Here is a 25,040-nt window from a genome sequence, read left to right as displayed (position 1 = left end):
AGCTGCTAAACCCGATCGCTGATTTGTCAGCGACCCGGAAACGATAGAGGCCAGGCTCAAGGCGCACAAGCCGGCGGATTCTGGCGCAGTCGTAGGCAGCGACGCAAGGTTGTGTAGCCTGAGTGAGTGTCTGGAAATGTTTTTTAAACATTGATGTTTAATGTTCTTCGCGGGCAAGTCGGATCGCCACCTGTTGCGGCCGTCGAGGGTAGCGTTGAAGGGGGTTGTGGGCGTGTCGTGTGTGTACCGAACTCGACACAATTGCCGCAGGAGCTAGTCTTGTCTTGACCGCGACGACGAATTACCGATCACCGGGTCCCGCAGCGGCGCTGGTTCCGCTACAATGCGCGCCGATTTCGACTTGCCTGAGAGCCCACTCATGTCCGCCTGCCAGACGCCTATCATCGTCGCCCTGGATTTCCCCTCCCGTGATGCCGCACTGAAGCTGGCCGATCAACTGGACCCGAAGCTGTGCCGGGTCAAAGTCGGTAAAGAACTGTTCACCAGTTGCGCCTCGGAAATCGTCGGCACCCTGCGCGACAAAGGCTTCGAAGTGTTCCTGGACCTCAAGTTCCACGACATTCCGAACACCACCGCCATGGCCGTCAAGGCCGCCGCGGAAATGGGCGTGTGGATGGTCAACGTGCACTGCTCCGGTGGTCTGCGCATGATGGCCGCCTGCCGTGAAGTACTCGATCAGCGCAGCGGCCCGAAACCGTTGTTGATCGGCGTGACCGTGCTGACCAGCATGGAGCGTGAGGATCTGGCGGGTATCGGTCTGGACATCGAGCCACAGGAACAGGTGCTGCGCCTGGCCGCGCTGGCGGAAAAGGCCGGGATGGACGGTCTGGTCTGCTCGGCCCTGGAAGCCCGGGCCTTGAAAACCGCTCACCCGTCGCTGCAACTGGTGACCCCGGGGATTCGCCCGGCGGGCAGCGCCCAGGACGATCAACGCCGCATCCTGACCCCGCGTCAGGCGCTGGAGGCCGGTTCCGACTACCTGGTGATTGGTCGCCCGATCAGCCAGGCGGCGGATCCGGCGAAGGCGTTGGCGGCAGTCGTTGCCGAACTCGCTTAAACGCCACTAAACCTGTGGGAGCGGGCTTGCCCGCGATAGCGGTGTATCAGACAACATTGATGTTGACTGACACGCCCTCATCGCGGGCAAGCCCGCTCCCACAAGGTTTTGTTGTGGTCAGGTAATACGTTAAACCTTCAACACCAACTTCCCGAAATTCTCGCCGCTGAACAATTTCATCAGCGTCTCCGGGAATGTTTCCAGCCCTTCAACGATATCTTCCTTGCTCTTGAGCTGCCCCTTGGCCATCCAGCCGGCCATTTCCTGCCCGGCAGCGCCGAACTGTGCGGCGTAATCCATCACCACAAAGCCTTCCATCCGTGCGCGGTTGACCAGCAGCGACAGGTAATTGGCCGGGCCTTTGACCGCTTCCTTGTTGTTGTACTGGCTAATGGCGCCGCAAATCACCACCCGTGCCTTCATGTTCAGGCGGCTCAGCACAGCGTCGAGAATATCGCCGCCGACGTTATCGAAATACACGTCGACCCCTTTCGGGCATTCGCGCTTGAGGCCGGCCTGCACGTCTTCGTTTTTGTAGTCGATGGCACCGTCAAAACCCAGTTCATCGATCAGGAATTTGCACTTGTCCGCACCTCCGGCAATACCGACTACCCGACAACCTTTGATCTTGGCGATTTGCCCGGCAATGCTGCCCACCGCACCGGCCGCGCCCGATAGCACCACGGTGTCGCCGGCTTTCGGCGCGCCGACATCGAGCAGGGCGAAGTAGGCGGTCATCCCGGTCATGCCCAGCGCGGATAAATAGCGCGGCAGCGGTGCCAGTGTTGGATCGACTTTATAGAAACCTCGTGGCTCGCCGAGGAAGTAATCCTGCACGCCGAGGGCGCCGTTGACGTAGTCCCCCACGGCGAAACCCGGATTGTTCGAGGCGATGACTTTGCCTACGCCCAATGCGCGCATGACTTCGCCAATGCCGACCGGAGGGATGTAGGACTTGCCCTCGTTCATCCAGCCACGCATGGCCGGGTCCAGGGACAAGTATTCATTCTTGACCAGGATCTGACCCGCCGCCGGCTCGCCGACCGGTACTTCTTGATACGTGAACGTCTCACGAGTGGCCGCCCCCACGGGGCGTTTGGCGAGCAGGAACTGGCGATTGGTCTGGGTAGTCATGACAGGCACTCAAGATGAATGAAGTCTTGTTGATAGACCTTCATTGGCGATGCTGCAAGGTTGGCTGACGCTGCGAATGCACATCGATCCAGTGCAGTGATAGTCAGAGTGGCGGTTCTATCACTGCAACTCATGGGGGGCCAACCGGCCTTCTGATAGTGCTGCCGTGCAATAGACCCCTGTGCCTAGACTGGGAACACGCAATTCCCCTCCGCATTCTTCCCTCCGAGGACATAACAATGAGCATGACGTTTTCCGGCCAGGTCGCCGTTGTGACAGGCGCGGCCAATGGTATTGGCCGCGCGACCGCTTTGGCGTTCGCCGCTGAAGGTTTGAAAGTGGTGGTCGCCGATCTGGACGCGGCCGGTGGTGAAGGCACTGTGGCGCTGATTCGCACCGCGGGCGGTGAAGCGACTTTCGTGCGCTGCAATGTCACAGTGGAAAGCGAGGTAAAAAATCTGATGGACGAGGTCGTGAATACCTACGGCCGTCTCGACTATGCCTTCAACAACGCCGGTATCGAAATCGAGAAAGGCAAACTGGCCGAAGGCACGATCGATGAGTTCGACGCGATCATGGGCGTCAACGTCAAAGGCGTCTGGCTGTGCATGAAGTATCAATTGCCGTTGTTGCTGGCCCAGGGCGGCGGCGCGATCGTCAACACCGCTTCGGTCGCCGGCCTGGGCGCTGCGCCGAAGATGAGCATCTACGCTGCCTCGAAACACGCGGTGATCGGCCTGACCAAATCGGCGGCCATCGAATACGCCAAGAAAAAGATTCGCGTGAATGCAGTCTGCCCGGCGGTGATCGACACCGATATGTTCCGTCGAGCCTACGAAGCGGACCCGAAGAAGGGCGAGTTCGCCAACGCCATGCACCCGGTCGGGCGTATAGGCAAGGTCGAAGAAATTGCCAGCGCGGTGTTGTACCTGTGCAGCGACGGCGCGGCATTCACCACCGGTCATTCGCTGGCGGTGGATGGTGGGGTTACGGCGTTTTAATGCTGCAGGCCGCGTAATGCGTATCAAAGCGCAATCCATGTGGGAGCGGGCTTGCCCGCGATGAGGGCGTGTCAGTCGACATCTATGTTGTCTGATACACCGCTATCGCGGGCAAGCCCGCTCCCACAGTTTTTTTTATCGATCGGCCCCGGTTCCCTGATGACGCCGATCAATGTGTTTCAAATGATTAGATTCGAGGGTTTTGGCGGCGTTGTCGCACATCCCCTGGAGCGCTCCTGTGATTAACTGTTTCCCGCAAAACTGACAGGAGTTTGCTTGCTCATGGAGTTGAGAATCGATCGACAGGCATTGGTGCCTGTCGTGCAGCAAATCGTCGACGCATTGGCGGATTGGCTCCGTCGTGGCGAGGTGTCGCCGGGGACGCGTTTGCCTTCTGTGCGGCACATCGCGCGAATCAATCTGCTCAGTCAGTCCAGTGTCGTCGAGGCCTGTGAACGGCTTGTGACTCAAGGCGTATTGGCGACGCGCAACGGGGTGGGTTTCTTTGCCGCGGCAACGGTGCTGGCTGTTCAGGAACAACGGGATCTTCCCTGGTTCGAAGGGGTCGAGCAGCAGAGCAATCTCATCGGCGAACTGAAACTGGGTTGCGGCGGATTACCTGAAAGCTGGCGCGAGACTGACGACCTGAGCTACGCCATACGCCAGGTCAGCCGCACCGACATGGCCGGGTTGTTCAACTACAGCACGTCACTGGGCCTGCCAGCCTTGCGCCTGCAGATCCTCAAACGACTGAAACAGCTGAGTATTACGGTGGATGAAAACCGAATCCTGACCACGGCGGGGGCCAGTCATGGGCTCGATCTGATTGTGCGCACTTTGTTCAAGCCAGGCGATTGTATGGTGGTGGAGAGTCCCGGTTATTCGATGCTGTTCGATCTGCTCAGGCTGCACGGGATCAGCATGATCGAGGTGCCACGAACCCCTCGCGGACCAGACCCTGAAGCACTCGAGGTATTGTTGCTGAAGTACAAGCCCCGTGGCTTGTTCATCAACAGTTTTTATCACAACCCCACCGGCAGCAGTTTGACCCCGGGGGTGGCTCAGCAGGTCCTGCAACTGGCCAAAAAACATGGCGTGCTGGTGATCGAAGACGACGTCTATGCGGATTTGCACAGCGGTCCAGGCACGCGGCTTGCGGCGCTGGGCATCGATGACAACGTGATCTACGTTGGCAGTTACTCCAAAACCCTCAGCAGTTCGTTGCGGGTCGGCTTTGTAGTGGCCAGTGCCGATGTAATTTCGCGGCTGGCAGAGGTCAAGATGATCAGCAGCATGGGCGCTTCACGGTTTAGCGAGTCGGTGCTGGCTTGTCTGTTGGCCAGTGGTGCCTATCGCAAATTGGTGCAGCGTCAACGTCAGCGTTTAAGCACTGGCAGGGAAGCGGCCTTGCAGGTGCTCGAAGACGCGGAGTGGGAGGTTTTCGGCAAACCGGCGGGCGGCCTGTTTATCTGGGCGCGATCGCGCAAGTCTGACTACGCTCAGGTGCGAGCTCAGGCGCGACGCTTCGGTATCGTGCTGTCTTGCCCGACGGCATTCAGTCCGACCGGCCAAACTCATGACTGGCAGCGGATCAACGTTGCCTATGCCTGTGATCCGCGCGCCCGGGCATTTTTTCACGCCACCGCCAGGGTCTGTTGACGTTTGGTGACGAACCGCGTTGCGATGCGAACGTCAACAGACCCTGGGGATCGACCTCAAGCGTTCTGAAAGCGACGCGGGCGTAGCTTTTTGCCATTATTCCGACGCCAGAGACTTGTGTTGGCACAAGCCCGTTGCGAATCTGCATCAACAGACAATGGCAGGGGACTAAGCGCAATGATTTCGGCCGTGCAAGGACGTTTTGCCAACCTCGGTATGGCGAAAAAACTGGGTGTCGGGTTTGTACTGGTGCTGCTGTTGACAGCCCTGGTGGCGGCCATCGGCGTATGGTCCCTGCAAACCATCAGTCAACGCTTCGACGGGCTCAAGCAGATGTCGTCGCTCAACAGTGGTTTGCTCAAGGTTCGCCTGCTCGAGCAGGAATACGCCTTGCACGGTAATCCGAAAACCGCGGACGCCTTGCGCGCCGGGGTGGATGCTCTGATCGGCCTGGCGACCGAACTCAAGGCACAGTCGACGGCCAACGTGGCGGTCATGAATGACGTCGAGCAATCTCTGGGGGCCTATCGCAAGGCGTTCGACGAGTTCGTCTCGCTGAGTCAGGCCAAGGACCTGGCGCTGGAAATGGCCAGTTGGTCGGTGTCCAGCGTGGCCAATAACCTGGATGTGCTACAGGCCGGGCTCGCCGACGATGGTGCTTATACCTTGAAGGAGTCCGAGGGCAAGGACGGCGCGCAATTCATCGAGCAGGCCAATCAGGTCAGTCAGGTATCGCGGCTGATGTTGCAGGCCATGAACGAAGCACGCGTACGCCTGGACCAGAGTCGCAAGGGCGACGACAGCGGTGGGCAGGGCAAGATTGAGCAAGCCGATCAGGCACTGACCCAGGCCGAGCAGCTGAAAACCACGATCAAGGATGAGGGTTACCAGACCGTCCTCAATGAAGTGTCCGGTCACATCGCCGGTTTCAGTGAAAAACTTGCCGAATACACCGGTCTATTGGCACAGGAAAAGACCGTCTACGAGCAACTTCACCAGCGCGCCGCTCAAGTGGTGGCGCGGGTGGACCAGGCCTACGTTGCCGAAGACCATTCGATGCAGGCTGAGCTGAAAAAGAACTCGCTGTTGATCATCGGCTCTTCGGCACTGGCCCTGCTGGTGGGGCTGATTGCTTCGTGGGTGATTACCCGATTGATCGTTACCCCACTGCGCAGTGTGATTCGTGTCGCTCAACAGATCGCCGCGGGCGATTTGAGTGCAACGATTGAAGTGACCCGCCGAGACGAGATCGGCCAGTTGATGCAAGCCATGCAGCAAATGGGGGCGGGGCTCAGCAGTATCGTCAGTGGTTTGCAGGCCGGTATCGAACAGCTGGCAAACTCTGCGCAATCGCTGTCTGCAGTGACCGAGCAGACCAACCTTGAAGTCAGCAGCCAGAAGGAAGAAACCGAGCAGGTCGCCACCGCGATGAATCAGATGACCGCCACGGTGCACGACGTCGCACGTAACGCGGAAGAGGCCGCTCAGGCGGCGCAGACTGCCGACGGCAAGGTCGAAAGCGGTCAGCAGGTGGTGCGCCAAAGCATGGCGCGAATCGAACAACTGGCGGACTCAGCCACCTCGGCCAGCTCCAGCATCGAAAGCCTCAGCGCAGAAATCCAGAACATTGGCACGGTGCTCAGCGTGATCAAAAGCGTCGCCGAGCAGACCAACTTGTTGGCGCTCAATGCGGCCATCGAGGCGGCACGCGCCGGCGAGCAGGGCAGGGGCTTTGCGGTGGTGGCCGATGAAGTTCGGGCGCTGGCCAAGCGAACCCAGCAATCGACCGAAGAAATCGAACGGCTGGTCAGTGCCTTGCGCTCGGCGGCGCAGTCGTCGGTGCAGCAAATTCAGAACAGTGGCGAGTTGGTGAAGCTGGCGGTGAGCGATGCGTTGCAGACCGAGAGCGCCTTGGGGAGCATTGCGGCAGCGGTGTCGTTGATTCAGCAGATGAACCAGCAGATTGCGGCGGCTGCCGAAGAGCAGAGTTCAGTGGCCGAGGAGATCAATCGCAGTGTCACCAGTATCCGCGCCAGTGCGGATCAGTCGTCATTGGCGATGCGGGGCAATGCGGCGTCGAGTATTGAGTTGGCGCAGTTGGGGGTTGAGTTGAAGGGGATGGTGGGGCACTTCAGGCTGTAGAAGAAAAGAGCAGAAGCAAAGATCGCAGGCTTCGTCAGCTCCTACAAAGGCAGGCGTACACCCCGTAGCTGCCGCAGGCTGCGATCTTTTGATCTTGGCGGCTGGACGCACTCACCCATCAATCCCAGTGTCTAGTCCTGAATAAGTACACCTGTTCAGGGCCTGACACATTTACTGAACTCAGCACAAATACCTGTGGGAGCGGGCTTGCCCGCGATAGCGATATGTCTGTTACATCAATGTCGGATCTGCCGCCGTCATCGCGGGCAAGCCCGCTCCCACAGGGATATGGGGTACCAGGTTAATACGCAAAAAAAAGCCACCTGACCCGGTGGCTTCTTAGCATTTGGATGATCAGTCGTAGATGACTTTTTTCTTCCAGTCAGCATCAGCCTCGACGTCTTTGAGGCCTTCGGTCAGTTGGTTCACCTCGCCTTCAACCGGAGCGATCTTGTCCATGACCTGGGCGTTGGCGCGGGCCAGGAGTTTCTCCAGGTATTCCAGCTGTTCAGCGTAAATCTGCGGTTCCTGTTGTTTGCGCAGGTATTGCACGCCGCGTTCAAAGGCGAGGCGGGCCTGGCCGGGCTGGTTCTGTTGCAGGGAATGCTGACCCAGGTTGTTGAAGAATTCGATGTGCAGCAGGACCAGGATGTGTCGGACTTCGCGGATCCAGCGCTTGGCTTCGTTGGTCGGCAGAAAACCGTCCTGTGCCGCGCGGGTGATCTGGCCATGCAGGGCTTCGAGCAGGAAGCGCACGTCCTTGGCTTTGGCTTCGGTCTGGATCGGTGCCGGCGGGTTGTTGACCGGAATCGATTCGCCCTGGGCGACCAAGGCACTCAGCTCGGTAATCCGTGCCTTCAACGTGGCGTTGGTTTTTTCCAGGTTCAGCAGGCGCTGGCAGACATTCAGTTCCAGACGGGTCAATAGAAGCTTGAGCGCCGGCGTCATCAACTGACCGGGGAAGGTCTCGGTGATTTCGCCGCAGCGACGCAGGCGGTCGTTGAGTTCAACCTTGGTGCGGGCCTTTTCCAGCTTGTTGTTTTCCACCACATGGTTCATGTAGCCAATGGCGATCAATAGTGCGATCCCGGCTACGACTAGCAGGGTGATCATGAGTGGTGTCACCGGTAAGACCTCTTTTATTAGGGTTCGCGTGCGAGTCGAGTGTAGTAGCTTGGCATTTGCGCGCCTAGGGCCGCTCGACGAGTTGAATCGGCTATGGCTCTGCTTATATCGGCCGTATTGCTGCATATATAAGTAAATAGCGTGTGAGGTGCACATTGCCATCATCTCGGCGTGGACTATAGCGCCTTGCTGGATGCCAGAATATAGGCGCCAAAGGTCAGTCGACGGAAAAGCCTGAATCGCCGCTGAAAGCAGGGCGAAGTCATTGATTTAAATAAATTTATATCTGGGGGTTGACGACCCCTCAATCCATCCATAGAATGCGCGCCACTTACAGCGTAAAGCACACAGCGAAACGCGGTAGGGGGTGAATGTTGTACGTGTGTCCCCTTCGTCTAGTGGCCTAGGACACCGCCCTTTCACGGCGGTAACAGGGGTTCGAGTCCCCTAGGGGACGCCAATGCGGGAATAGCTCAGTTGGTAGAGCACGACCTTGCCAAGGTCGGGGTCGCGAGTTCGAGTCTCGTTTCCCGCTCCAGTTTTAAACGGCTTTGCTTTCGGGCAGGGCTGAGTGAAACCAGAACCAAATCTTCGGATGCGGATCTGGGCACCGAAACACACACCATGTGTTCCGGGCAGCGTGTCCCCTTCGTCTAGTGGCCTAGGACACCGCCCTTTCACGGCGGTAACAGGGGTTCGAGTCCCCTAGGGGACGCCATTTGCGGGAATAGCTCAGTTGGTAGAGCACGACCTTGCCAAGGTCGGGGTCGCGAGTTCGAGTCTCGTTTCCCGCTCCAAATTCAAAAAAACGCCGCTCATTGAGCGGCGTTTTTTTATGCGCGCTATTTGTCATTTTCATTGATTGGAATAAGCACCTTCGGGTAATCCGTAGCAGCTCGGCAGCAGCTACAAGGAGTGCGTCATGGCTGAAACTGCTGGGTGGCTTGCACCTATTTCGTCCGCTCGTAGGGCGCCAAGAGCTGGCAGTTTCGTTCAGATGGCTGGCAAGCCGGCTCGCTTTCCTTGGGAGTACCGCAGTCCTCGCCCGGCGAACCTTCAAAACGGTGGCGTTGAAGGTGGGTCGCAAGACCTCGTTTTTTCAGAGGCTGTCTTCGGCAATGACGGACGTTGGAATGCAAGCGACGAGTAACCCTCATCGGCTTCTAAACAAAAAATACCGTGATAGCATTTTGATCTAAGCGTTTCAAAATTCCCCCGGACGTCCTCGTCTACGCTCGCATTAGTGCCTCTTGTCAGAGGGGGTTGTGATGTTAAAGGGGAGCACACGATGAGCGAAAGTCGGCCCGATAGTCCTCGTAGGTGGTACAAGAGTCCCGCGGAAATTATTTGTGTCGGTTATGTCGTATTTGCGTTTGTTACGGTTTCTTACCAGTGGTTTTCTCACGCCCCGACTGAGCTGGATACGCTGTCAGGCGTGCTTTCGGAGGAAAAAGTTGGAAGGAATATTCTGACAAAAATTACTGATGGCGAAAACGTATATTGGTTTACGTGTGCTTCCAGACTTGGCGGGTTCTCTAAGTGTATTACCACGGATAGTTCCCCAGAATTGATTGGCAAAAAAGCCACTGTTTCTTGGTACTACCAGCGCGTATTTCCAACAGTAGAAAATCGAAAGTTAGTTGTTTTGTTGGTGGACGGAAAAGAAATTATCAGCAGGATAGACTCTGAGGAGCGTCTGGCGAGAAGCAAAAAAACAGATCTTTGGCTGTACGGTTTTTTCGGTGTTGTCGTACTTTGTGTTTCGGCTTTCTTAATAAGAAAAGCAAGGAAGGGCCGAAGTGGATAACGCAACAGAAAAAGCTAAGTCGGTACCTGGAATGAGAGCAATGTGAGTCTCGTTTCCCGCTCCAAATTCAAAAAGAACCGCCTCAACTTCCGAGGCTCTGCACCAGGCTTTCAAGCACGTCAGCGGTTGTATCCTCCAGCGCCGGTTGCGCGGCTACCGCTCTGAGTTGGCATGCCAAACGGTATTCGCTGGGCGTGCAGTTGACGAATTGCTTGAAGGCGCGAGCGAAGTAGGACGGGTCTTTGAAACCGGCCTCATAGCCGATGCTGGTAATGGGCATCTGGCTATTGTCGAGCAGTTGCTTGGCGAAGTTCATGCGCTTGTCCAGGATGTAATCGGTGAAACCAACACCATTGGCTTCCTTGAACAGGCGGCTGAAGCGAAAGGTCGTCATGCCGCAGCGCTTGGCCAAATCCCTCTGATCGATGCTGTCGCGATAGTGCTGATCGATGTACAGCATGATGTTGCTCAGCGCCTGGTGTTTTTGGTGCCCCGAGGTCAGGCGGATGCTGTCCGGCAGGGTCGGGGAGTGATCGATCAGCGATGTCTGGCCTTGACCGTTGATGTTTCCGCGCAACTCGCACAGCTGCACCACTGCTGTCAGATAGCGCTTTCTCTCAGTGCCTGAGAGCGGGAGCACCATGTATTCCCAGACACTGGAGCGCATGGCCCAGACGGCCAGTTCTTCGGAGTGCTGCACGGTGAACATGGTGATCGGGATGGTGGGAGTGGTGCGTTTGATCTCCAGCAACAGCCTCAAGCCCGGTGTGTCGGGGCGATCGAAATGGATGCAGATCATGTCTGCCTGTTCCCCGTGGGGCAGCACGGAGTTTTTCGTCAATTTGCAGTCGCAGGTACCCTCGAACTGCGCGATCAGTTCCTTCGTGGAACGATCGTGAGTCAGATCGAACCACAGTAGCGATGGCCTTCTGGTCAAATTGGACGTCATGTCTCTACTCTGCGGTTCTTAGTGCCCCTCTTTCGCTGAGTAGTATTGCTAACGTGCTATCACTTTGCAGACTAAATGCTGATAAGAAAGTCAAAAGTTAGTTCTATTTGCTCTATGTGTTGCCTGAAGTCGGTCTAGGACAACTGTTTGTTGACGTGGTTTGGCACATACGGCGTCAACCGCTCGTCGCTTGTGAATCAATAGCAATCTCCTTTGCCTGCCACCCCTCGTTTTGCCCCCTCTTAATACCTCTTCAAAGGCCAATGACCGTATTTGGCTCACCCGCAAAAAAGTCCTAGTGATGTGCAAAATCTTCCTAACGCCTAAGCCTTGCCCCTGACTAGGGTTGCATCAGGCAGCGCAGAACGTACTGCCTTCCGAAAAAACAACATTCGAGTGAGGTGGGCAAAATGATCATTCAAGCAATCAAGGCTTCGGCAGTGAAGTTCGCCAAAGATGAAGACGGCCTGACCATTGTGGAATACGCGGTGGCCGGTGGGTTGATTACAGGGGCTGTTGTCGTGGCGTTCACCCTTCTTGGCGGGGTAGTGGATACCAGAATCCGGCAACTTTGCAATGCCATTATCGCTGGTTCTTGCCCATAACAACTCTGCCTATAACAACTCTGATAGGGAGATACACCATGTCCATGGAACAGCTGATTGCTACCATTGTGCTGATAGGACTGCTGGGCGTGGCGGTGGTGAGCGACTTGCGTCGCCACCGCATTCCCAACCTGTTGATCCTGGTGGGGCTGGCCTTGGGATTGGCCGGCCAGACTTACTCAGGCGGAGTCAGCGGGCTGGGGGACGGTCTGCAGGGCCTCCTGATCGGTTTTGCACTGTTTCTGCCCATGTATGCGTTGGGCGGCATGGCTGCCGGCGACGTCAAGCTGATGGCCATGGTTGGCAGTTTTCTACCCCCCCATTTCGCATTGTGGGCTGTGTTCTTCAGTCTGCTATGGGGAGGCTTGTGCGGTTTCCTGATCGTGCTGGTGCGCGGTCAATTGTTGCAGACCCTGGGGCGCTATCGGCTGATGTTTCGAGCGCGGGCCTATATGGCACCGAACTCGGACGAGGTGGCTGGCAAGCCCTTTCCTTATACGGTAGCGATCCTGCTCGGGACGTTGAACAGCGTCTACTGGCAACTCGTTGTCGGTGGAGTCGGTGGATTCGGAGGTTAGTCATGCACGTCATCGTCGATAGTGATGCCTACCCCAGCGAACGAGAAGCGGTGCAGCGGCTGGCTCCTCAGCCTTGCACTATCCGCGAAACTGGTCTGACTGACAGTTTTCTCGGCGAGTTGGTGTGCAAGCATTTGTATGACGCCGGCGTGCTGGACATGTCGCGTCTAGTGGAGCGCCTGGCCCTGACCGGCGCCGTACTTGAAGAGGTCCTGGCGTTTCTGCGCAAGGACGGCCGTGTCGAAGTGCTTGGCCAGATGGGGCAATCCAGTGGGCAGATGCTGCGTTATGGCCTGACCGAACGCGGTCGCAGCGCCGCCCGCGATGCCTTGTCGCGCAGTGGCTATATCGGAGCGGCACCTTTACCGGTGAGTACCTATCGGTCCCTGATCAAAATCCAGACCATTCACCACGGTCGCATCACCGCCAACGAAATGCACAGGGCCCTCGCAGGCGTAGTGCTTACCGACGGCATGCTCGATCAGTTGGGTGTGGCGCTGAACTCCGGGCGCGCGATCATGATTTATGGCCCTGCGGGTACCGGCAAGACTTATGTCAGCAGTCGGCTGATTCGTCTGTTCGCCGAGGCCATCTGGGTACCTTATGCCATCGTCATCAACGAGTCGGTGATCGAGATCTATGACCCACAGGTGCATCAGCGCCTGGATGACAACAGCCAACAAAACAATCTGATGCTCAATGAAGGGATCGACCGTCGACTGCTGTGCTGCAAACGCCCGATCGTTATTACGGGTGGCGAGCTGAGCATGGAGCAGCTGGACGTTCGCTATGACCCCTTCACCCGTCAGTACCAGGCTGCCTTGCAACTCAAGGCCAGCAATGGCCTGTTCATCATCGACGACATGGGACGCCAGCGCATGGCCCCCGCCGAACTGTTGAACCGTTGGATCGTACCGATGGAAGAGAAGCGCGACTTCCTCAACCTGGGCGGCGGTCGGCATTGCGAACTGCCGTTCGATCTGATTCTGGTGTTCTCCACCAACCTCAATCCCCTGGAGCTGGCCGATGAGGCTTTCCTTCGCCGGATTGGCTACAAGCTGCAGTTCGGTTACCTGAAACCTGAGGAGTACGAAAAGATCTGGCGTCAGGAAAGCGAGCGTCTGGGCATCCCTTTTGACCCGCTGCTGCTGCGTTATGTACTGCAAAGGCTTTACGCAAGTGAAGGCATGCCCCTGGTGCCTTGTCATCCCCGCGATCTCCTGAATATGGCGCTCGATCGTCAGCGTTATATGGGCGGTTCCGGACCCCTGTCACCGCAAGAATTGGAATGGGCCTGGCACAACTATTTCGTCCAGCTCGACTTTCTTTGATACGGAGATACTGACATGAGCTCTCGTACTCTTCCCCTGATAGGCGTTTCCCTGGTCATGGGCCTTGGTGCTGCATGGATGGCCGACTCCTGGCTGAGCGCACGGCTCAATGCCAGCCCGGATGACCACCTTCGAAGCGTGGTAGTCGCCACGGTCGAGATTCCATTCGGGCAGATGGTCGAGGCTCAACAAGTCACGACCATGCGCATGCCCATGGACACGATACCGGACGATGCTTTCGACTCCAGCGAGAAGGCAGTGGGCAAGATCGCAACGTTCGACATCCTGAAGGGCGACATCATGCGCGGCGCACGCCTTAGCGAGCACTTGGGTGGCAGTACCCTGGCCTCTCTGATTGCGACAGACAAACGTGCCATCTCGGTACGCGTGGACGACGTGGTCGGCGTGGGCGGGTTCCTGTTACCGGGTAACCGGGTCGATGTACTGGCAACCAAACGCACTGATGGCACCGGCAACAACGCCGTGTCCAAGACCATCCTCGAAAACTTGCGGGTGTTGGCAGTGGACCAGACGGCGGGTACCGACAAGACCCAACCGGTGGTGGTGCGTGCGGTAACGCTGGAGATGACGACCGCAGAGGCTGAAACCCTGGTCACGGCGCAAACGGAAGGGAAATTGCAACTGACCCTGCGCAACCCGCTGAACTCCGAGAAAAAAATCGCGGCCGTTGCGCCTGCCGCACCGGTCATGGCTGTGGCCACCGCCACTGTGCCAACACGCGTAGTGCAGCACCGCAGTGGCGAGCGTGGCGGAGCCATCACCATTATCCGTGGGGTCGAAACCAAGGTAGTCAACATTCGCTGACAGAGCGCAACAGGTGCCTGGACACCCAGGTCTTGGCGGAGCCGATCCGGATCAGCATCGGCAAATGAGGGCTTGATGATGAATCTTCGTATTCAGCAGCCGTTCACTGCGACGCCAAGGCGCCAGGAAGGATCGGTGAGCGTATTGATGGTAATCGCGTTGGCGGCGATTTTAATGGTGGCGGGTCTGGCTCTAGACGTGAGCCACATGTTGTTGAACAAGTCGCGCCTGCAGAACGCTGTAGACGCCGCCGCCCTGAGTGGCGCTAAAACCCTGCTTCAGGTGGAAGGTGGTGTCAACATTGCCAGCGTAACACGCACTGCCGCTCTCAATACGCTGACGCAAAATGCCAATGCCTCCGGCAACACCGAGTTGGCCACGGCGGTCGCCGGCAACCCAGGCGCCTTTGCGGTGGTGGAACTGTCCAGCCTCGTCTATGGCCCGTTCTCCTATCCCGGGCCTTCGGATGCCAAATACGTTCGCGTATCGGTACCGACCTATAGCCTGACGGGGTTTTTCTGGAACTTCGTCCAGACCTTCGGCACTAGCGGCTTGGGAAACAAAGCAGTGTCGGCGATCGCCACCGCAGGCCCCAGCCCTACCAGCCCGTGTGATCTCGCCCCTTTGATGGTCTGTGGCGACCCGACTAAATACAACCCGGGTGCCGGCATGTTTTGGGGCTTCCAGTTTGGTGATCTGCAAGTATTGAAGACAGCTGCCGGCAATTCGTCGCCCATTGGTCCAGGCAACTTCCAGTTGCTCGATTTTGGCTCGGGCGGCAGTACGGTCAGGGATGACTTGGCCGGAGGTGGCTCGGTCTGCCGCAATGTAGGGGACAATGTCCAGACGGCCCCTGGCAACAAGGTCGGCCCTACCTCTCAAGGCCTGAATACGCGCTTCGGCATTTACAACGGCCCTGTCAGTGCCTCGGACTATCCGCCAGACCTGGTGACCACGTCCAGCAACCCCGCGATCACTTACGACGACTCGGTCACCCCGCCACAAATGAAGTACCAGGGGCAATCCGTCACCTCGAGCAACGGCAATCTCACCGCGGGCAGTAACGCGATATTTGACTACAACGACTGGCGTACGAGTACTGCCGCGTGTGTGGCAGGCGGAAGTGGCTGTCAGAGCGGTGGGGTGTTCGAGCGCCGGATGCTGAAAATAGTGGTGGGCAACTGCACCGGTAAACAGGGCGGTACCACCTCGGTCCCCGTCCTGGGTTTTGGTTGCTATTTCGTGGTGCAGCCAATGAGCAACGGCGGCACGGAATCGCAGATATTCGGCCAGTTCGTGAAGGAGTGCGAAGGCGACAACGTGCCCGGTCCTAATACGACGAGCGATGTTGGCCCGCAGATCATTCAACTCTACAAAACCTATCTTAACGGCAGCGGCACTCCGAGCACTGACTCATAGGAGGCGTCATGAGACTTCACACGTTTAAACATTCGCGGCGCCAGCAAGGCCTGGCCATGGTGGAGTTCGCCCTCACCCTGCCGCTGTTGCTGTTGCTGTTGCTGGCCTTCGGTGAGTTCGGCCGCATGCTCTATCAGTACAACGTCCTGCTACAGGCCAGTCGTGATGCCGACCGTTTCGTCGCCAGCCAGGCCTGGGACTCGACGCTCGGCGCCGTCTCCCTGAGCAATACGCTGCAGACCCAGACGAAAAACGTTGCGGTCTATGGTGTGCCCAGCCAGAGCGGAGCCGCGGTGTTGTCAGGGCTGACGGCCAACAACGTGGTCGTCGCCGCCGTAGGCCTCGACCATGTGCGAGTGACCATCACATATACGTTCTGCCCGGTGATTGGTGGTGGCAATTGCACCGGATCGCTTCCCGGGTTTTTCGGTAATCCGATTGCGCTGAGTATTCCGCTGGTCGCCACTACTGTCATGAGGGCATTGTGATGAATCGCAAACGCATGCAGGGCACTTATGCGGTGGAGTTCGCCATCATTGGCGTGCTGATGTTCACGCTGTTGTTCGCCGTGTTGGAAATGGGCCGTCTGTACTTCACGGTCAATGCGCTGGATGAAGCCGTGCGCCGTGGCGCGCGCCTGGCGTCGGTGTGCAATATCAGCGATCCGGTGGTGTTGCGGCGGGCGATCTTCAATGCCGCGACCGACGCCGGTACGAGCCAGCTGATCACCAACCTGAACACCAGCAACCTGACGCTGACCTATCTGGACGTAAACGGTGCTCAGGTGGCCAACCCCGGCGACCTGGTCAGCGTCAACGGTTTTCGTGCCGTCCGATATGTCCGGTTGAGTCTGCAAAACTTCGTTTTCAATCTGTTTATTCCCGGGTTTGGCGTGCCCATTACCTTGCCCGTATTCAGGGCAACCTTGCCACGCGAAAGCCTCGGGCGTCATTCCGATTCCGGGGAGATCACGCCATGCTGAATACCAAGGACACACCACTCTCCACTTCGACTGGCAAAGCCGGGCTCCGGTTGCTGATCAGCAGCCGTGATGCCACCTCTTTGCGCGATTTGCAGAGCGTCTGCCAACGCATGCCTTGCCTGGAGGTGAGCACTCGCCTAGTGAGCAACGGGCATGTCGACCCGCTCTACGGTCTGGACCGGATGCCCGATCTGCTGCTGCTGCGCGTCAGCCACCTGTGGCGTGAGGAGCTGGCGGCACTGTTGCTGCACCCGGCTCATGAGCGTCCGCCGATGTTGGTCTGCGGCCTGCTGAGCGATCAGGAAGGCATGCGAATGGCGATGCAGGCCGGCGCCCGTGACGTGTTGCCGGAGCCCATCGCCGAGACGGAATTGGTTGCCGCCTTGAATCGGCTGGTCATGGAGGTTCGGACCGGCAGTGGGGCGGAAGGGAAATTGATCGCCGTGATGAGCGCCAAGGGCGGCTCCGGCGGAACCCTGGTGGCCTGCAACCTGGCCCAGCAGCTCAGCGCCAGGGGCGGCAGTACCCTGTTGCTGGACATGGACCTGCAATTCGGCAGCGTGACGCATTATCTGGATGTGGCGCAAACACACAGCCATCTGGAGGTGTTGCACCAGATCGACGGCATGGACAGCGTCGCGCTACGCGGTTTTTGCAGCCACTTCAGCCCGACCTTGCATGTGCTGGGTGGTCGGGCCGGTGAGCTGTGTCTACCGCAGGATGCCCAACCCGAGCAGCTTGATGCCCTGTTGAAGTTGGCCCGTGCCAGCTATGACTGGGTGGTGATCGACCTGCCGCGGCAAATCGATCACCTCACCGGCTCCGTGCTGGAACAGGTGGATCGGGTGTACGTAGTGGTGCAGCAGAGTGTCAGCCATCTGCGCGATGCCAGCTCCCTGGTGCGGATTCTTCGCGATGACCTGGGCGTGCGCGGGGATCAATTGCAGATAGTGGTCAACCGCTTTGACAAGGCGGGAGCGATCAGCCTCAAAGACATTGGCGAGGCACTGCGCTGCACCAATCTGTCGAAATTACCCAACGACTTCAACCTGGTCAGCCAGAGTCAGAACACTGGCGTGCCGTTGGGGCTGCATGCGCCGAGGGCAGCGATTACTGCCGCACTGCGCGACATGACCGAGGACCTGGTCGGTCAACAGGTGGCCGGGAACAAAGGCTTACTCAAACGCGCCTTCAACCGTTTTTTCGGGGGATGACCCATGATCAGCGACTTTCGTAACCGCTTGCGCAAACAGTCCGGTAAACCTGCCTCATCGTCGGCTGCCCAGTTGGGCGGTGACCTGCCGGATCCGGCAGACGAGATGATGGCGTGGGAGCACGTAACCCCGGATGTTCTGTACGAAACCAGAAGCCAGGTCACCCCGGTGGAAGCCGAGTGGCGGGAAAAGATCTACCAGCAGTTGCTCAAGGTCATGGACCTGTCTTTGCTGGACTCCCTCGAACAGGCCGAGGCCACGCGGCAGATTCGCGACATTTGCCAGCGCCTGCTCGATGAGCATTCGGCGCCGGTGAGTACCGCCAGCCGTCAGTTGATCATCAAGCAGATCACCGACGAGGTGCTCGGCCTGGGTCCTCTGGAACCGTTGCTGGCCGATCACAGCGTGTCCGACATTCTGGTCAACGGCTTTGCCTCGGTCTATGTCGAGCGCTTCGGCAAACTGCAACGGACCGATGTGCGCTTTCGCGATGATCAGCATTTGCTCAACATCATCGACCGCATCGTGTCCAGCCTGGGGCGGCGCATCGATGAGTCTTCGCCATTGGTGGATGCCCGGCTCAAGGACGGTTCGCGGGTCAACGCGATTATCCCGCCGCTGGCCATCGATGGTCCGAGCATGTCGATTCGCCGCTTTGCGGTGGACCTGCTCAATACCGACAGCCTGATCTCGGTGGGGACATTAACCCCGGCCATTGCTCTGCTGCTCAAGGCGATTGTCCGCGGGCGCCTGAACGTTTTGATTTCCGGCGGTACCGGCAGCGGCAAGACCACCATGCTCAATGTGCTGTCCAGTTTCATTCCGCAAAACGAGCGGATCGTCACCATCGAAGACTCGGCCGAACTGCAACTGCAACAGCCCCATGTGGTGCGCCTGGAAACCCGCCCTTGCAATATTGAGGGACGAGGCGAGGTGAGCCAGCGGGAATTGGTGCGCAACAGCCTGCGGATGCGCCCGGACCGCATTGTGATTGGCGAAGTGCGTGGCGCTGAGGCGTTGGACATGCTGACCGCCATGAACACTGGCCACGACGGTTCCTTGACCACCATTCACGCCAACACCGCACGGGATGCGCTGGGGCGGGTCGAGAACATGGTGTCGATGACCGGGGCGACCTTCCCGATCAAGGCCATGCGTCAGCAGATCGCTTCGGCCATCGATGTGGTGATCCAGCTGGAACGTCAGGAGGATGGCAAGCGCCGTCTGGTCAGCGTTCAGGAGATCAACGGCATGGAGGGCGAGATCATCACCATGACCGAAATCTTCTCCTTTGCGCGTCAAGGCATGGGCGAAAACGGCGAAGTGCTCGGCGATTACCGCCCCAGCGGCATGATCCCGGCCTTCCGCGATGTACTGGCCAAGCGCGGCATCGAATTGCCGCTTAACATGTTCAGGCCTGAATGGATGGAGGCGCGGCAGCCATGAGTCATATTCCTGGTGAATTCATTCTGATCTTCCTCGGCATGGTGTTTATTGCCGTGTTCCTTTTGTCCCAGGGCGTGGTGGTGCCAGTGTTCGGCGAGGCCGGCAAGATGCGCAAGCGTATCCGCGGCCGTCTGCATGTTCTGGAGAAAGCCAACAATTTGCCCAACATGCAGACGGTGTTGCGGCAGAAATACCTGACACGCTTGTCGCCACTGGAGGCCATGCTCGAGCAGTTACCCTTTATGGCGAACCTGACACAGATGATCGAGCAGGCCGGCCATGAATATCGTGCTTATCGGGTGATGTTGCTCGGGCTGCTAATGAGCACCTGTGTGGGCATCTCGATCTGGATAATCTCGTCAGTCTGGTGGATGGCGCTGCTCGCGAGCTTCGGGGTGTTCTGGTTACCCCTGCTGAAAATTTCTCGTGACCGTGGCAAACGTTTCGCTGCGTTCGAGGAAGGCCTGCCGGATGCGCTGGATGCCATGTGCCGGGCTCTGCGCGCCGGGCACCCGTTCAACGAAACCCTGCGCCTGGTCGCCGAGGAGCACAAGGGGCCGGTCGCTCATGAGTTTGGCCTGACCTTCGCCGATATCAACTATGGCAACGATGTACGCCGGGCCATGCTCGGCCTGCTGGAGCGCATGCCGAGCATGACGGTGATGATGCTGGTCACCTCGATCCTTATCCATCGCGAAACCGGCGGCAATCTGACCGAGGTGCTAGAGCGTTTGAGTCGCCTGATCCGCGGACGTTTTCGCTTTCAGCGCAAGGTCAGGACCCTGTCAGCCGAAGGGCGGATGTCGGCCTGGATACTGGTGGCCATTCCCTTCGTGCTGGCCATTGGGATCGTTATCACAAGCCCCACCTACATGCCTATGCTGCTCAATGATCCCCTAGGACATAAGCTGATCATCGGGGCTTTCTGCGCCATGTTGGTCGGGATTTTCTGGATTCGCAAAATCATCCGGATTCAGGTTTAAGCGTTATTCGCCATGTGGAGGTGCAGGTCATGGACTATTTACTCGGGTTGTTCAGTCGAGTAACAGGCAATGAAGAGATGGCGCGCCTGTTGTTTGTCGGTGCGATGAGTCTGAGTGCAGTGCTCGCGGTCATCACCGTGATGCTACTGCTGTTGGGGCTGCAGGACCCCGTGCAGCGTCGTCTGGCGTTGATCAAGCGTGGTCATTCAGGGAGTTCAGGGCAGGAGGCACCGAGCAATCTGCAATTATTGCTGGAGCGGGTCGGCCAACGCTTTGGCTCGACTGAGACGGCTCAGACGTCCGCCACCCAAACCCTGTTGATGCACGCCGGTTACCGCTCACAGTCGGCAGTCCAGATGTACTGGGCGGTGCGCTTGTTGTTGCCACTGGTGTTGGTTGGCGTAGCGCTGTTGGTGTTACCGATAATCCCCAAGCTTTCTCTGATTTCGGGGTTGGCGTTGGTGTTGATAGCCGCTGCAGTTGGATGGCTGGCGCCTGCGCTGTATGTCGGAAAGCGCAAGCAGGCCAGGCAGGGCAGGCTGCGGGCGGCCTTTCCGGATGCGCTGGATCTGATGGTGGTCTGCGTGGAGTCGGGTCTGGCCTTGCCTCTGACTATTGAGCGGGTGGCAGAGGAGATGTCGGTCAGTCAGGTTGAGTTGGCTGAAGAACTGGCTACGGTCAATGCGCAAATCCGCGCGGGCATCTCCAGTACCGAGGCACTCAAACAATTGGCCGTACGCACCGGGCTGGAGGACGTACAAGGGTTGGTCAGCCTGTTGGCGCAGAGTATCCGTTTTGGTACCAGCGTGGCCGATACCTTGCGCATCTATGCCGATGAGTTCCGTGACCGGCGTACACAGGCCGCCGAAGAGATGGGGGCGAAAATCGGCACCAAGATGATATTCCCTCTGATTTTCTGTCTGTGGCCGAGCTTCTTTCTGATAGCCATTGGCCCCGCCTTGATCGGGGTATTCAAAGCATTCGGGAAGTGAACAGGAGTGTTTATTTCGAACAGGGTTGTTGTACTGCGTAAACCCGAGGTGGAGCAGGCGAGCGGAGGGTCTTCACTCCAATCGCCTGCTCCACCTCGTACTTCATCTGTATTTTCTGCACATGTGACTGAGCCTGGCTCTTTAGCCAGGCCACTCTGGAATACGCCAGAGGCCGATCACCCAGTTTTTTCGTCCATCTGTTAATCATGACCTGGCGCTAATTGCCGTGATCACGCTCGGTGATAGGCTGGTCAAGGCAGAAGCAATAGTTACCAGACACCCCCTTTAAGGAACACCGCGGTCAAGCGTAGGAGCTGGCGAAGCCTGCGATCTTTTGATTTTGACGGCGGAGGGATCGCTGAAGAGCAAAAGATCGCAGCCTGCGGCAGCGCCTACAGAGATTGCGTACGTCTGTTAATCACGACCTGGCGCTAATTGTCGCGATACGCTCGGTGACAGGCAGGTCAAGGCGGAAGCAATAGTTGCCAGGCACCCCTTTAAGGAACACCGACGTCGGTCAGACGTTGGAGCTGGCAAAGCCTGCGATCTTTTGATTTTGACGCCCGAGCGACCGCTGAAGAGCAAAAAATCGCAGCCTGCGGCAGCTCCTACAGGGTAATTCGATCAGGATCAGATAGTTTCAATGCTTTCCTGCATACGACGTCTAGCCCGGCTTTGCAGCCAGGCCACTTTAGACGATGTCAGAGGCTGATAACCCGTGACGCGCCTCAATTACTGCTGGGCATCTCTCCCGCAGTATCCTGGTCAAAAAACTCCGGAATCGGGTCGCCGATGAAGCTATTGATCCAACGCTGCATGGCCAGGTCACGTTCGGTGGCCGAAGCGGTTTGCAGTTTAGGCGAGGCAACTACACCGCGATTCTGTAACACCAACCACTGCTCGGTGCCTTTTTGCTCCTTCGAAGAGGGACCTGGTTCAAAAGCCCAGGCACTGGTGGACAGGCAAGCCATGCACACGATCAACAGCCTCTTGGTATTCATCTCGACTCCTCGTACGTTTTACTTGGTCGCACTGGGTGAGGCAGCGGCTACCTCGGTTCTGCGATTCCCCTCGGAAGCCACCGCTTTTTTAGCAGAAGCCTTGAGTTTTTCCGCGCGGCTCTGAGCCTCTGCGACTTGCTGAGGACTCAAGCTGGCGCGGGTAACGAGCTCGGAAGCTGCCTTCCAGTTATCCTGATAGATCAGCAGCGTCACCATATTCAGTGCCGCCAGTGAATCGGTCTGCTTGAGTTCCATGGCGGTCATGAACTCGAAGCGTGCTTCAGGGATGCGTCGCTGATTGAGGTAGACCACCCCCAGGTCATTGCGCATCCGGTCGTCGGTGGGGGCCATCTTCACCGCACGTTCAAGGTGAGTGGTAGCGGTGACGTAATCATTTTTGGCCGCGGCCAACTGGCCCAGGCCATGTTCCCCGTCAGCGGCCAGACAGGTGCCGAGCAAGCTTTGATACAACGGCTCCGCGTCTTTACGCCCCATCAGGCGCAGCACTCGAGCCTTGCGCAGGCGAACCTGGACCAGGCTGTCGGGCAAACCTTCCAGGTTCGCCAGGCTGGCATATAAACGGCCTTCGTTGACCATATTGTCGGCCAGGCTCAGGGCCAGCTCTTGCTCCGAAGCGGGCTTGGCACAGTCAGCCGGTCGCGAAGACAGGCCATTGCTGGCACAACCTGTGAGCATTATTGTCGCCGCTATTGCAATGACTGCTTTCATCGAGTGTCCTCTGGCTACAACACGTTGAACGCCTGGCCAATGGCAATAAAGCTGGCTTGGCAAGCGTTCAAGATCACCGGTACGAGTGAGGGCGAGGCAAGTCTGATTCAGGCTCATTGCGAGAGCCCGGAGCGACTGTCGAAATCGCCATTTTCGAGGAAGAACATGCGGTAGAAATTCGGGTCGTAATTGCGCAGCTGCTCGCCTGGCAATGACGGTAGTTGTGCATTGGCAGCCAGTGGCTGGACCAGATGCGGGGTAACGATCATCAGCAGTTCGCGCTCTTCACGGTTGATGGTGTTGTCGCGGAAGAACGCACCTAGAATCGGGATATCGCCCAGCCCCGGAAACTTGTTCACCTGGGAATTATTACGGGTACTGATCAGGCCGCTGATGACGAAACTTTCGCCGTCGGCCAGGGAGATGCTGGTGTCGGTGCGGCGTATGGTCAGCGCCGGAACAATGGTGCCGGCGATGCTCACAGCGTTGGTGAAGTCCAGTTCACTGACTTCCGGCGCCACCTTCAGTGCGATACGGTTTTTGCCGATGATGGTCGGCGTCAGGGTCAGGCGGATACCGAATTCCTTGTACTCGATAGACACGTTATCGCTACCTGAGCTGGGTACTGGAATCGGTACTTCACCGCCGGCCAGGAAGCTCGCACTCTGCCCGCTGAGCGCTACCAGGCTTGGCCGCGCCAGGGTGTAGGCGAAACCGCTGCCTTCCAGCGCGTTGATCGCCACCAGAGTATTACCGGTAGCAAAAGACAGGTTGAACATGCTGTTGTTTACCGGCACCGACGGCGTGACAATGCCGCCGATGGTGGGCAAGGTTCTCGGCGAGCCGAACAGGAAGTTGCCCTGGCGGCCAAAAATCGAGGTAGAGGCTTCCTTGAGTTTGGTCCGGCTGACTTCAACGAAACGGATGTCAGTCTGCACCTGGCTTGGCAGAAGCGGGTCTTCGGAAGGCACCGTCGACACGCTGGTCAGCGCTGCCGTGGCCTTGCCCTTGACGAATACCATGCTTTGGCGCGGCGTTTTCGAACAGGCGGTCCAGACCATCAGGCTGGTGGCCCCCGGCGCGAGGCCCGTGAGTATGAAGGCGTTGCTGCCGCTGGGTTGCACGTCGGCAATTTTCGGGTCACCTACTGCCAGCTGTGTCACCGCGACGGGGACGCGCAGTTCGTTCTGAAGTCCCTGACCGACCTCGAACGTTGCCGGCAAACTGTCCAGTTGCGAACAATTGGCCGGCGCGGCCTGAGCCGCGTTCACGCTGAGGCCCGTCCAGAACAGGCCATGGATAATTCGCTTGAAAGCGGGCACGGTACGATAGCTCATTAAGTGCATCCTCGCTGAATAGGCCATCTTTGAGGCTAACTAGGTTGCCTCGGATCACTACAAGGGGCCTTGGTCGGCCCTCTACCCCGCCAGACCCCTGACTAATGGCCCCGGCAATATTCCTTGGTGCTACATGCAAGCAACTGCAATACGCTGTTCTGACGGAACAACGAGCGACCTTCGCTATAACGGTTTTTAGTGATCCAGATACCTGAGCTGGCGAGCCGAACTATAGGCTCGGGCTCGAAAGCAACAGCAGCTAAAGACGGCACTTTTCGCCGACCTGACTCCCCTAAAAAGCAACCGGCAATCAACGCAAAGAGCCGGTAAACGCTTGTCAGGACCATAGTGAGGTAACTCCTTTTGCCATTTCGCTATCTGATCGCTGAACCTAACGTGGCATTTCGAACCGTTATGTCTTCTTCTTGTTTGAAAGGTAGTTCAACCAAGGCAAAGCGCCACGCTTTGAACGAAAACTTTCGATACAGATGCTGGTTTTTTTCTGAAAGCCACGGTCAGGCCACGCAATCATTGGTATTGCGCTGGATGCTGATGAAATAAGGGGTGCTTCACGGTCCCGCGAGTTTTTCTTGGGGTTTTGCGCTGCATATTTCCCAAAAACGCCACTCATTGAGTGGCGTTTTCAGGCGTGCCGTTTTGTACTTCTCGAATGCAGACCAATAGTAACAACGGCATCTGGCGG

At 57.8% G+C, this 25,040-nt stretch carries 22 protein-coding genes and 4 tRNA genes; 20 read left to right on the top strand and 6 right to left on the bottom strand.

The features are described 5' to 3' along the window. Nucleotides 1-379 precede the first annotated feature (379 nt). A complete protein-coding gene (gene pyrF / locus AB3226_RS07415; RefSeq protein WP_367372597.1) occupies nt 380-1,078 on the top strand; it encodes an orotidine-5'-phosphate decarboxylase in 699 nt (232 codons plus the stop codon). 129 nt (nt 1,079-1,207) lie between these two features. Here pyrF and AB3226_RS07410 read toward each other — a convergent pair whose 3' ends face one another. Continuing rightward, nucleotides 1,208-2,212 carry an NADP-dependent oxidoreductase gene (locus tag AB3226_RS07410; RefSeq protein ID WP_367372596.1) on the bottom strand — a complete coding sequence of 335 codons (1,005 nt, stop codon included), beginning with the start codon at nt 2,210-2,212 and terminating at the stop codon, nt 1,208-1,210. Nucleotides 2,213-2,451: 239 nt separating this feature from the next. Between AB3226_RS07410 and AB3226_RS07405 the strand changes: the two genes are divergently transcribed. From AB3226_RS07405 to AB3226_RS07395, 3 genes are all read left to right on the top strand, one after another. After that, entirely contained in the window at nt 2,452-3,213 is a 762-nt protein-coding gene (locus AB3226_RS07405) for an SDR family oxidoreductase (protein WP_063341249.1), read from the top strand. Nucleotides 3,214-3,495: 282 nt separating this feature from the next. Next, on the top strand, nt 3,496-4,872 hold the full coding sequence (locus AB3226_RS07400) for a PLP-dependent aminotransferase family protein (RefSeq protein ID WP_367372595.1): 1,377 nt from the start codon (nt 3,496-3,498) through the stop codon (nt 4,870-4,872). Between the two features lie 177 nt (nt 4,873-5,049). Beyond that, nucleotides 5,050-7,014: a methyl-accepting chemotaxis protein gene (locus AB3226_RS07395; RefSeq protein ID WP_367372594.1), complete on the top strand. Its 1,965-nt coding sequence runs from the start codon at nt 5,050-5,052 to the stop codon at nt 7,012-7,014. 354 nt (nt 7,015-7,368) lie between these two features. Here AB3226_RS07395 and AB3226_RS07390 read toward each other — a convergent pair whose 3' ends face one another. Then, nucleotides 7,369-8,127: a hypothetical protein gene (locus AB3226_RS07390; protein WP_367372593.1), complete on the bottom strand. Its 759-nt coding sequence runs from the start codon at nt 8,125-8,127 to the stop codon at nt 7,369-7,371. Between the two features lie 396 nt (nt 8,128-8,523). On the opposite strand from AB3226_RS07390, the gene AB3226_RS07385 reads away from it, so the two are divergent. The 5 genes from AB3226_RS07385 to AB3226_RS07365 all read left to right on the top strand — a co-directional run bounded on the left by AB3226_RS07385 (nt 8,524) and on the right by AB3226_RS07365 (nt 9,946). After that, nucleotides 8,524-8,599 (top strand) — tRNA-Glu (locus tag AB3226_RS07385). 2 nt (nt 8,600-8,601) lie between these two features. Next, nucleotides 8,602-8,677, top strand: a tRNA-Gly gene (locus AB3226_RS07380). Nucleotides 8,678-8,781: 104 nt separating this feature from the next. Further along, a tRNA-Glu gene (locus AB3226_RS07375) sits at nt 8,782-8,857 on the top strand. Nucleotides 8,858-8,860: 3 nt separating this feature from the next. Then, nucleotides 8,861-8,936 (top strand) — tRNA-Gly (locus AB3226_RS07370). A gap of 491 nt (nt 8,937-9,427) precedes the next feature. Next, a complete protein-coding gene (locus AB3226_RS07365; protein WP_367372592.1) occupies nt 9,428-9,946 on the top strand; it encodes a hypothetical protein in 519 nt (172 codons plus the stop codon). Nucleotides 9,947-10,028: 82 nt separating this feature from the next. On the opposite strand, the gene AB3226_RS07360 is transcribed toward AB3226_RS07365, so the two are convergent. After that, nucleotides 10,029-10,895 (bottom strand): helix-turn-helix domain-containing protein, encoded by an 867-nt coding sequence (locus AB3226_RS07360; RefSeq protein ID WP_367372591.1) that lies wholly within the window; start codon nt 10,893-10,895, stop codon nt 10,029-10,031. A 410-nt stretch (nt 10,896-11,305) separates the two neighbouring features. Between AB3226_RS07360 and AB3226_RS07355 the strand changes: the two genes are divergently transcribed. From AB3226_RS07355 to AB3226_RS07305, 11 genes are all read left to right on the top strand, one after another. Then, nucleotides 11,306-11,500, top strand: a complete 195-nt coding sequence (locus tag AB3226_RS07355; protein ID WP_205891278.1) for a Flp family type IVb pilin — start codon at nt 11,306-11,308, stop codon at nt 11,498-11,500. A gap of 38 nt (nt 11,501-11,538) precedes the next feature. Next, the gene (locus tag AB3226_RS07350; protein ID WP_367372590.1) at nt 11,539-12,078 is read left to right on the top strand and encodes a prepilin peptidase; all 540 of its coding nucleotides are present in this window, start codon (nt 11,539-11,541) and stop codon (nt 12,076-12,078) included. A gap of 2 nt (nt 12,079-12,080) precedes the next feature. Further along, complete coding sequence (locus tag AB3226_RS07345) at nt 12,081-13,409, top strand: AAA family ATPase (RefSeq protein WP_367372589.1); 1,329 nt, start codon at nt 12,081-12,083, stop codon at nt 13,407-13,409. Nucleotides 13,410-13,424: 15 nt separating this feature from the next. Then, entirely contained in the window at nt 13,425-14,234 is an 810-nt protein-coding gene (gene cpaB / locus AB3226_RS07340; RefSeq protein WP_367372588.1) for a Flp pilus assembly protein CpaB, read from the top strand. A 75-nt stretch (nt 14,235-14,309) separates the two neighbouring features. After that, nucleotides 14,310-15,653 (top strand): Tad domain-containing protein, encoded by a 1,344-nt coding sequence (locus AB3226_RS07335; RefSeq protein ID WP_367372587.1) that lies wholly within the window; start codon nt 14,310-14,312, stop codon nt 15,651-15,653. Nucleotides 15,654-15,661: 8 nt separating this feature from the next. Continuing rightward, complete coding sequence (locus tag AB3226_RS07330) at nt 15,662-16,141, top strand: TadE/TadG family type IV pilus assembly protein (RefSeq protein WP_367372586.1); 480 nt, start codon at nt 15,662-15,664, stop codon at nt 16,139-16,141. Next, nucleotides 16,141-16,635 carry a TadE/TadG family type IV pilus assembly protein gene (locus AB3226_RS07325; RefSeq protein WP_367372585.1) on the top strand — a complete coding sequence of 165 codons (495 nt, stop codon included), beginning with the start codon at nt 16,141-16,143 and terminating at the stop codon, nt 16,633-16,635. Before AB3226_RS07330 ends, AB3226_RS07325 begins: the two co-directional genes overlap by 1 nt. Continuing rightward, nucleotides 16,629-17,849 carry an AAA family ATPase gene (locus AB3226_RS07320; RefSeq protein WP_367372584.1) on the top strand — a complete coding sequence of 407 codons (1,221 nt, stop codon included), beginning with the start codon at nt 16,629-16,631 and terminating at the stop codon, nt 17,847-17,849. The genes AB3226_RS07325 and AB3226_RS07320 overlap by 7 nt, the downstream gene beginning before the upstream one ends. 3 nt (nt 17,850-17,852) lie before the next feature. Further along, on the top strand, nt 17,853-19,295 hold the full coding sequence (locus AB3226_RS07315; RefSeq protein ID WP_367372583.1) for a CpaF family protein: 1,443 nt from the start codon (nt 17,853-17,855) through the stop codon (nt 19,293-19,295). Next, a complete protein-coding gene (locus tag AB3226_RS07310; RefSeq protein ID WP_367372582.1) occupies nt 19,292-20,278 on the top strand; it encodes a type II secretion system F family protein in 987 nt (328 codons plus the stop codon). The genes AB3226_RS07315 and AB3226_RS07310 overlap by 4 nt, the downstream gene beginning before the upstream one ends. Before the next feature lie 29 nt (nt 20,279-20,307). Continuing rightward, the gene (locus AB3226_RS07305; RefSeq protein ID WP_367372581.1) at nt 20,308-21,270 is read left to right on the top strand and encodes a type II secretion system F family protein; all 963 of its coding nucleotides are present in this window, start codon (nt 20,308-20,310) and stop codon (nt 21,268-21,270) included. Between the two features lie 728 nt (nt 21,271-21,998). On the opposite strand, the gene AB3226_RS07300 is transcribed toward AB3226_RS07305, so the two are convergent. From AB3226_RS07300 to AB3226_RS07290, 3 genes are all read right to left on the bottom strand, one after another. Next, the gene (locus AB3226_RS07300; protein WP_367372580.1) at nt 21,999-22,271 is read right to left on the bottom strand and encodes a DUF3613 domain-containing protein; all 273 of its coding nucleotides are present in this window, start codon (nt 22,269-22,271) and stop codon (nt 21,999-22,001) included. An 18-nt stretch (nt 22,272-22,289) separates the two neighbouring features. Beyond that, nucleotides 22,290-23,000 (bottom strand): tetratricopeptide repeat protein, encoded by a 711-nt coding sequence (locus AB3226_RS07295; protein WP_367372579.1) that lies wholly within the window; start codon nt 22,998-23,000, stop codon nt 22,290-22,292. 113 nt (nt 23,001-23,113) lie between these two features. Beyond that, entirely contained in the window at nt 23,114-24,337 is a 1,224-nt protein-coding gene (locus AB3226_RS07290; RefSeq protein WP_367372578.1) for a type II and III secretion system protein family protein, read from the bottom strand. Nucleotides 24,338-25,040 lie beyond the last annotated feature (703 nt).

It is taken from the genome of Pseudomonas lini (assembly GCF_964063345.1).
In the GTDB taxonomy this organism is placed as follows: Bacteria; Pseudomonadota; Gammaproteobacteria; order Pseudomonadales; family Pseudomonadaceae; genus Aquipseudomonas; species Aquipseudomonas lini_B.
This window is presented reverse-complemented; position numbering and strand designations above follow the sequence as displayed.

Coding starts and splice junctions, on each gene's coding strand:
- pyrF (WP_367372597.1), top strand. CDS start 380: ATGTCCGCCTGCCAGACGCCTATCATCGTCGCCCTGGATTTCCCCTCC.
- cpaB (WP_367372588.1), top strand. CDS start 13,425: ATGAGCTCTCGTACTCTTCCCCTGATAGGCGTTTCCCTGGTCATGGGC.
- AB3226_RS07305 (WP_367372581.1), top strand. CDS start 20,308: ATGGACTATTTACTCGGGTTGTTCAGTCGAGTAACAGGCAATGAAGAG.
- AB3226_RS07335 (WP_367372587.1), top strand. CDS start 14,310: ATGATGAATCTTCGTATTCAGCAGCCGTTCACTGCGACGCCAAGGCGC.
- AB3226_RS07400 (WP_367372595.1), top strand. CDS start 3,496: ATGGAGTTGAGAATCGATCGACAGGCATTGGTGCCTGTCGTGCAGCAA.
- AB3226_RS07350 (WP_367372590.1), top strand. CDS start 11,539: ATGTCCATGGAACAGCTGATTGCTACCATTGTGCTGATAGGACTGCTG.
- AB3226_RS07330 (WP_367372586.1), top strand. CDS start 15,662: ATGAGACTTCACACGTTTAAACATTCGCGGCGCCAGCAAGGCCTGGCC.
- AB3226_RS07360 (WP_367372591.1), bottom strand. CDS start 10,895: ATGACGTCCAATTTGACCAGAAGGCCATCGCTACTGTGGTTCGATCTG.
- AB3226_RS07295 (WP_367372579.1), bottom strand. CDS start 23,000: ATGAAAGCAGTCATTGCAATAGCGGCGACAATAATGCTCACAGGTTGT.
- AB3226_RS07315 (WP_367372583.1), top strand. CDS start 17,853: ATGATCAGCGACTTTCGTAACCGCTTGCGCAAACAGTCCGGTAAACCT.
- AB3226_RS07325 (WP_367372585.1), top strand. CDS start 16,141: ATGAATCGCAAACGCATGCAGGGCACTTATGCGGTGGAGTTCGCCATC.
- AB3226_RS07320 (WP_367372584.1), top strand. CDS start 16,629: ATGCTGAATACCAAGGACACACCACTCTCCACTTCGACTGGCAAAGCC.
- AB3226_RS07405 (WP_063341249.1), top strand. CDS start 2,452: ATGAGCATGACGTTTTCCGGCCAGGTCGCCGTTGTGACAGGCGCGGCC.
- AB3226_RS07310 (WP_367372582.1), top strand. CDS start 19,292: ATGAGTCATATTCCTGGTGAATTCATTCTGATCTTCCTCGGCATGGTG.
- AB3226_RS07365 (WP_367372592.1), top strand. CDS start 9,428: ATGAGCGAAAGTCGGCCCGATAGTCCTCGTAGGTGGTACAAGAGTCCC.
- AB3226_RS07290 (WP_367372578.1), bottom strand. CDS start 24,337: ATGAGCTATCGTACCGTGCCCGCTTTCAAGCGAATTATCCATGGCCTG.
- AB3226_RS07355 (WP_205891278.1), top strand. CDS start 11,306: ATGATCATTCAAGCAATCAAGGCTTCGGCAGTGAAGTTCGCCAAAGAT.
- AB3226_RS07395 (WP_367372594.1), top strand. CDS start 5,050: ATGATTTCGGCCGTGCAAGGACGTTTTGCCAACCTCGGTATGGCGAAA.
- AB3226_RS07390 (WP_367372593.1), bottom strand. CDS start 8,127: ATGATCACCCTGCTAGTCGTAGCCGGGATCGCACTATTGATCGCCATT.
- AB3226_RS07410 (WP_367372596.1), bottom strand. CDS start 2,212: ATGACTACCCAGACCAATCGCCAGTTCCTGCTCGCCAAACGCCCCGTG.
- AB3226_RS07300 (WP_367372580.1), bottom strand. CDS start 22,271: ATGAATACCAAGAGGCTGTTGATCGTGTGCATGGCTTGCCTGTCCACC.
- AB3226_RS07345 (WP_367372589.1), top strand. CDS start 12,081: ATGCACGTCATCGTCGATAGTGATGCCTACCCCAGCGAACGAGAAGCG.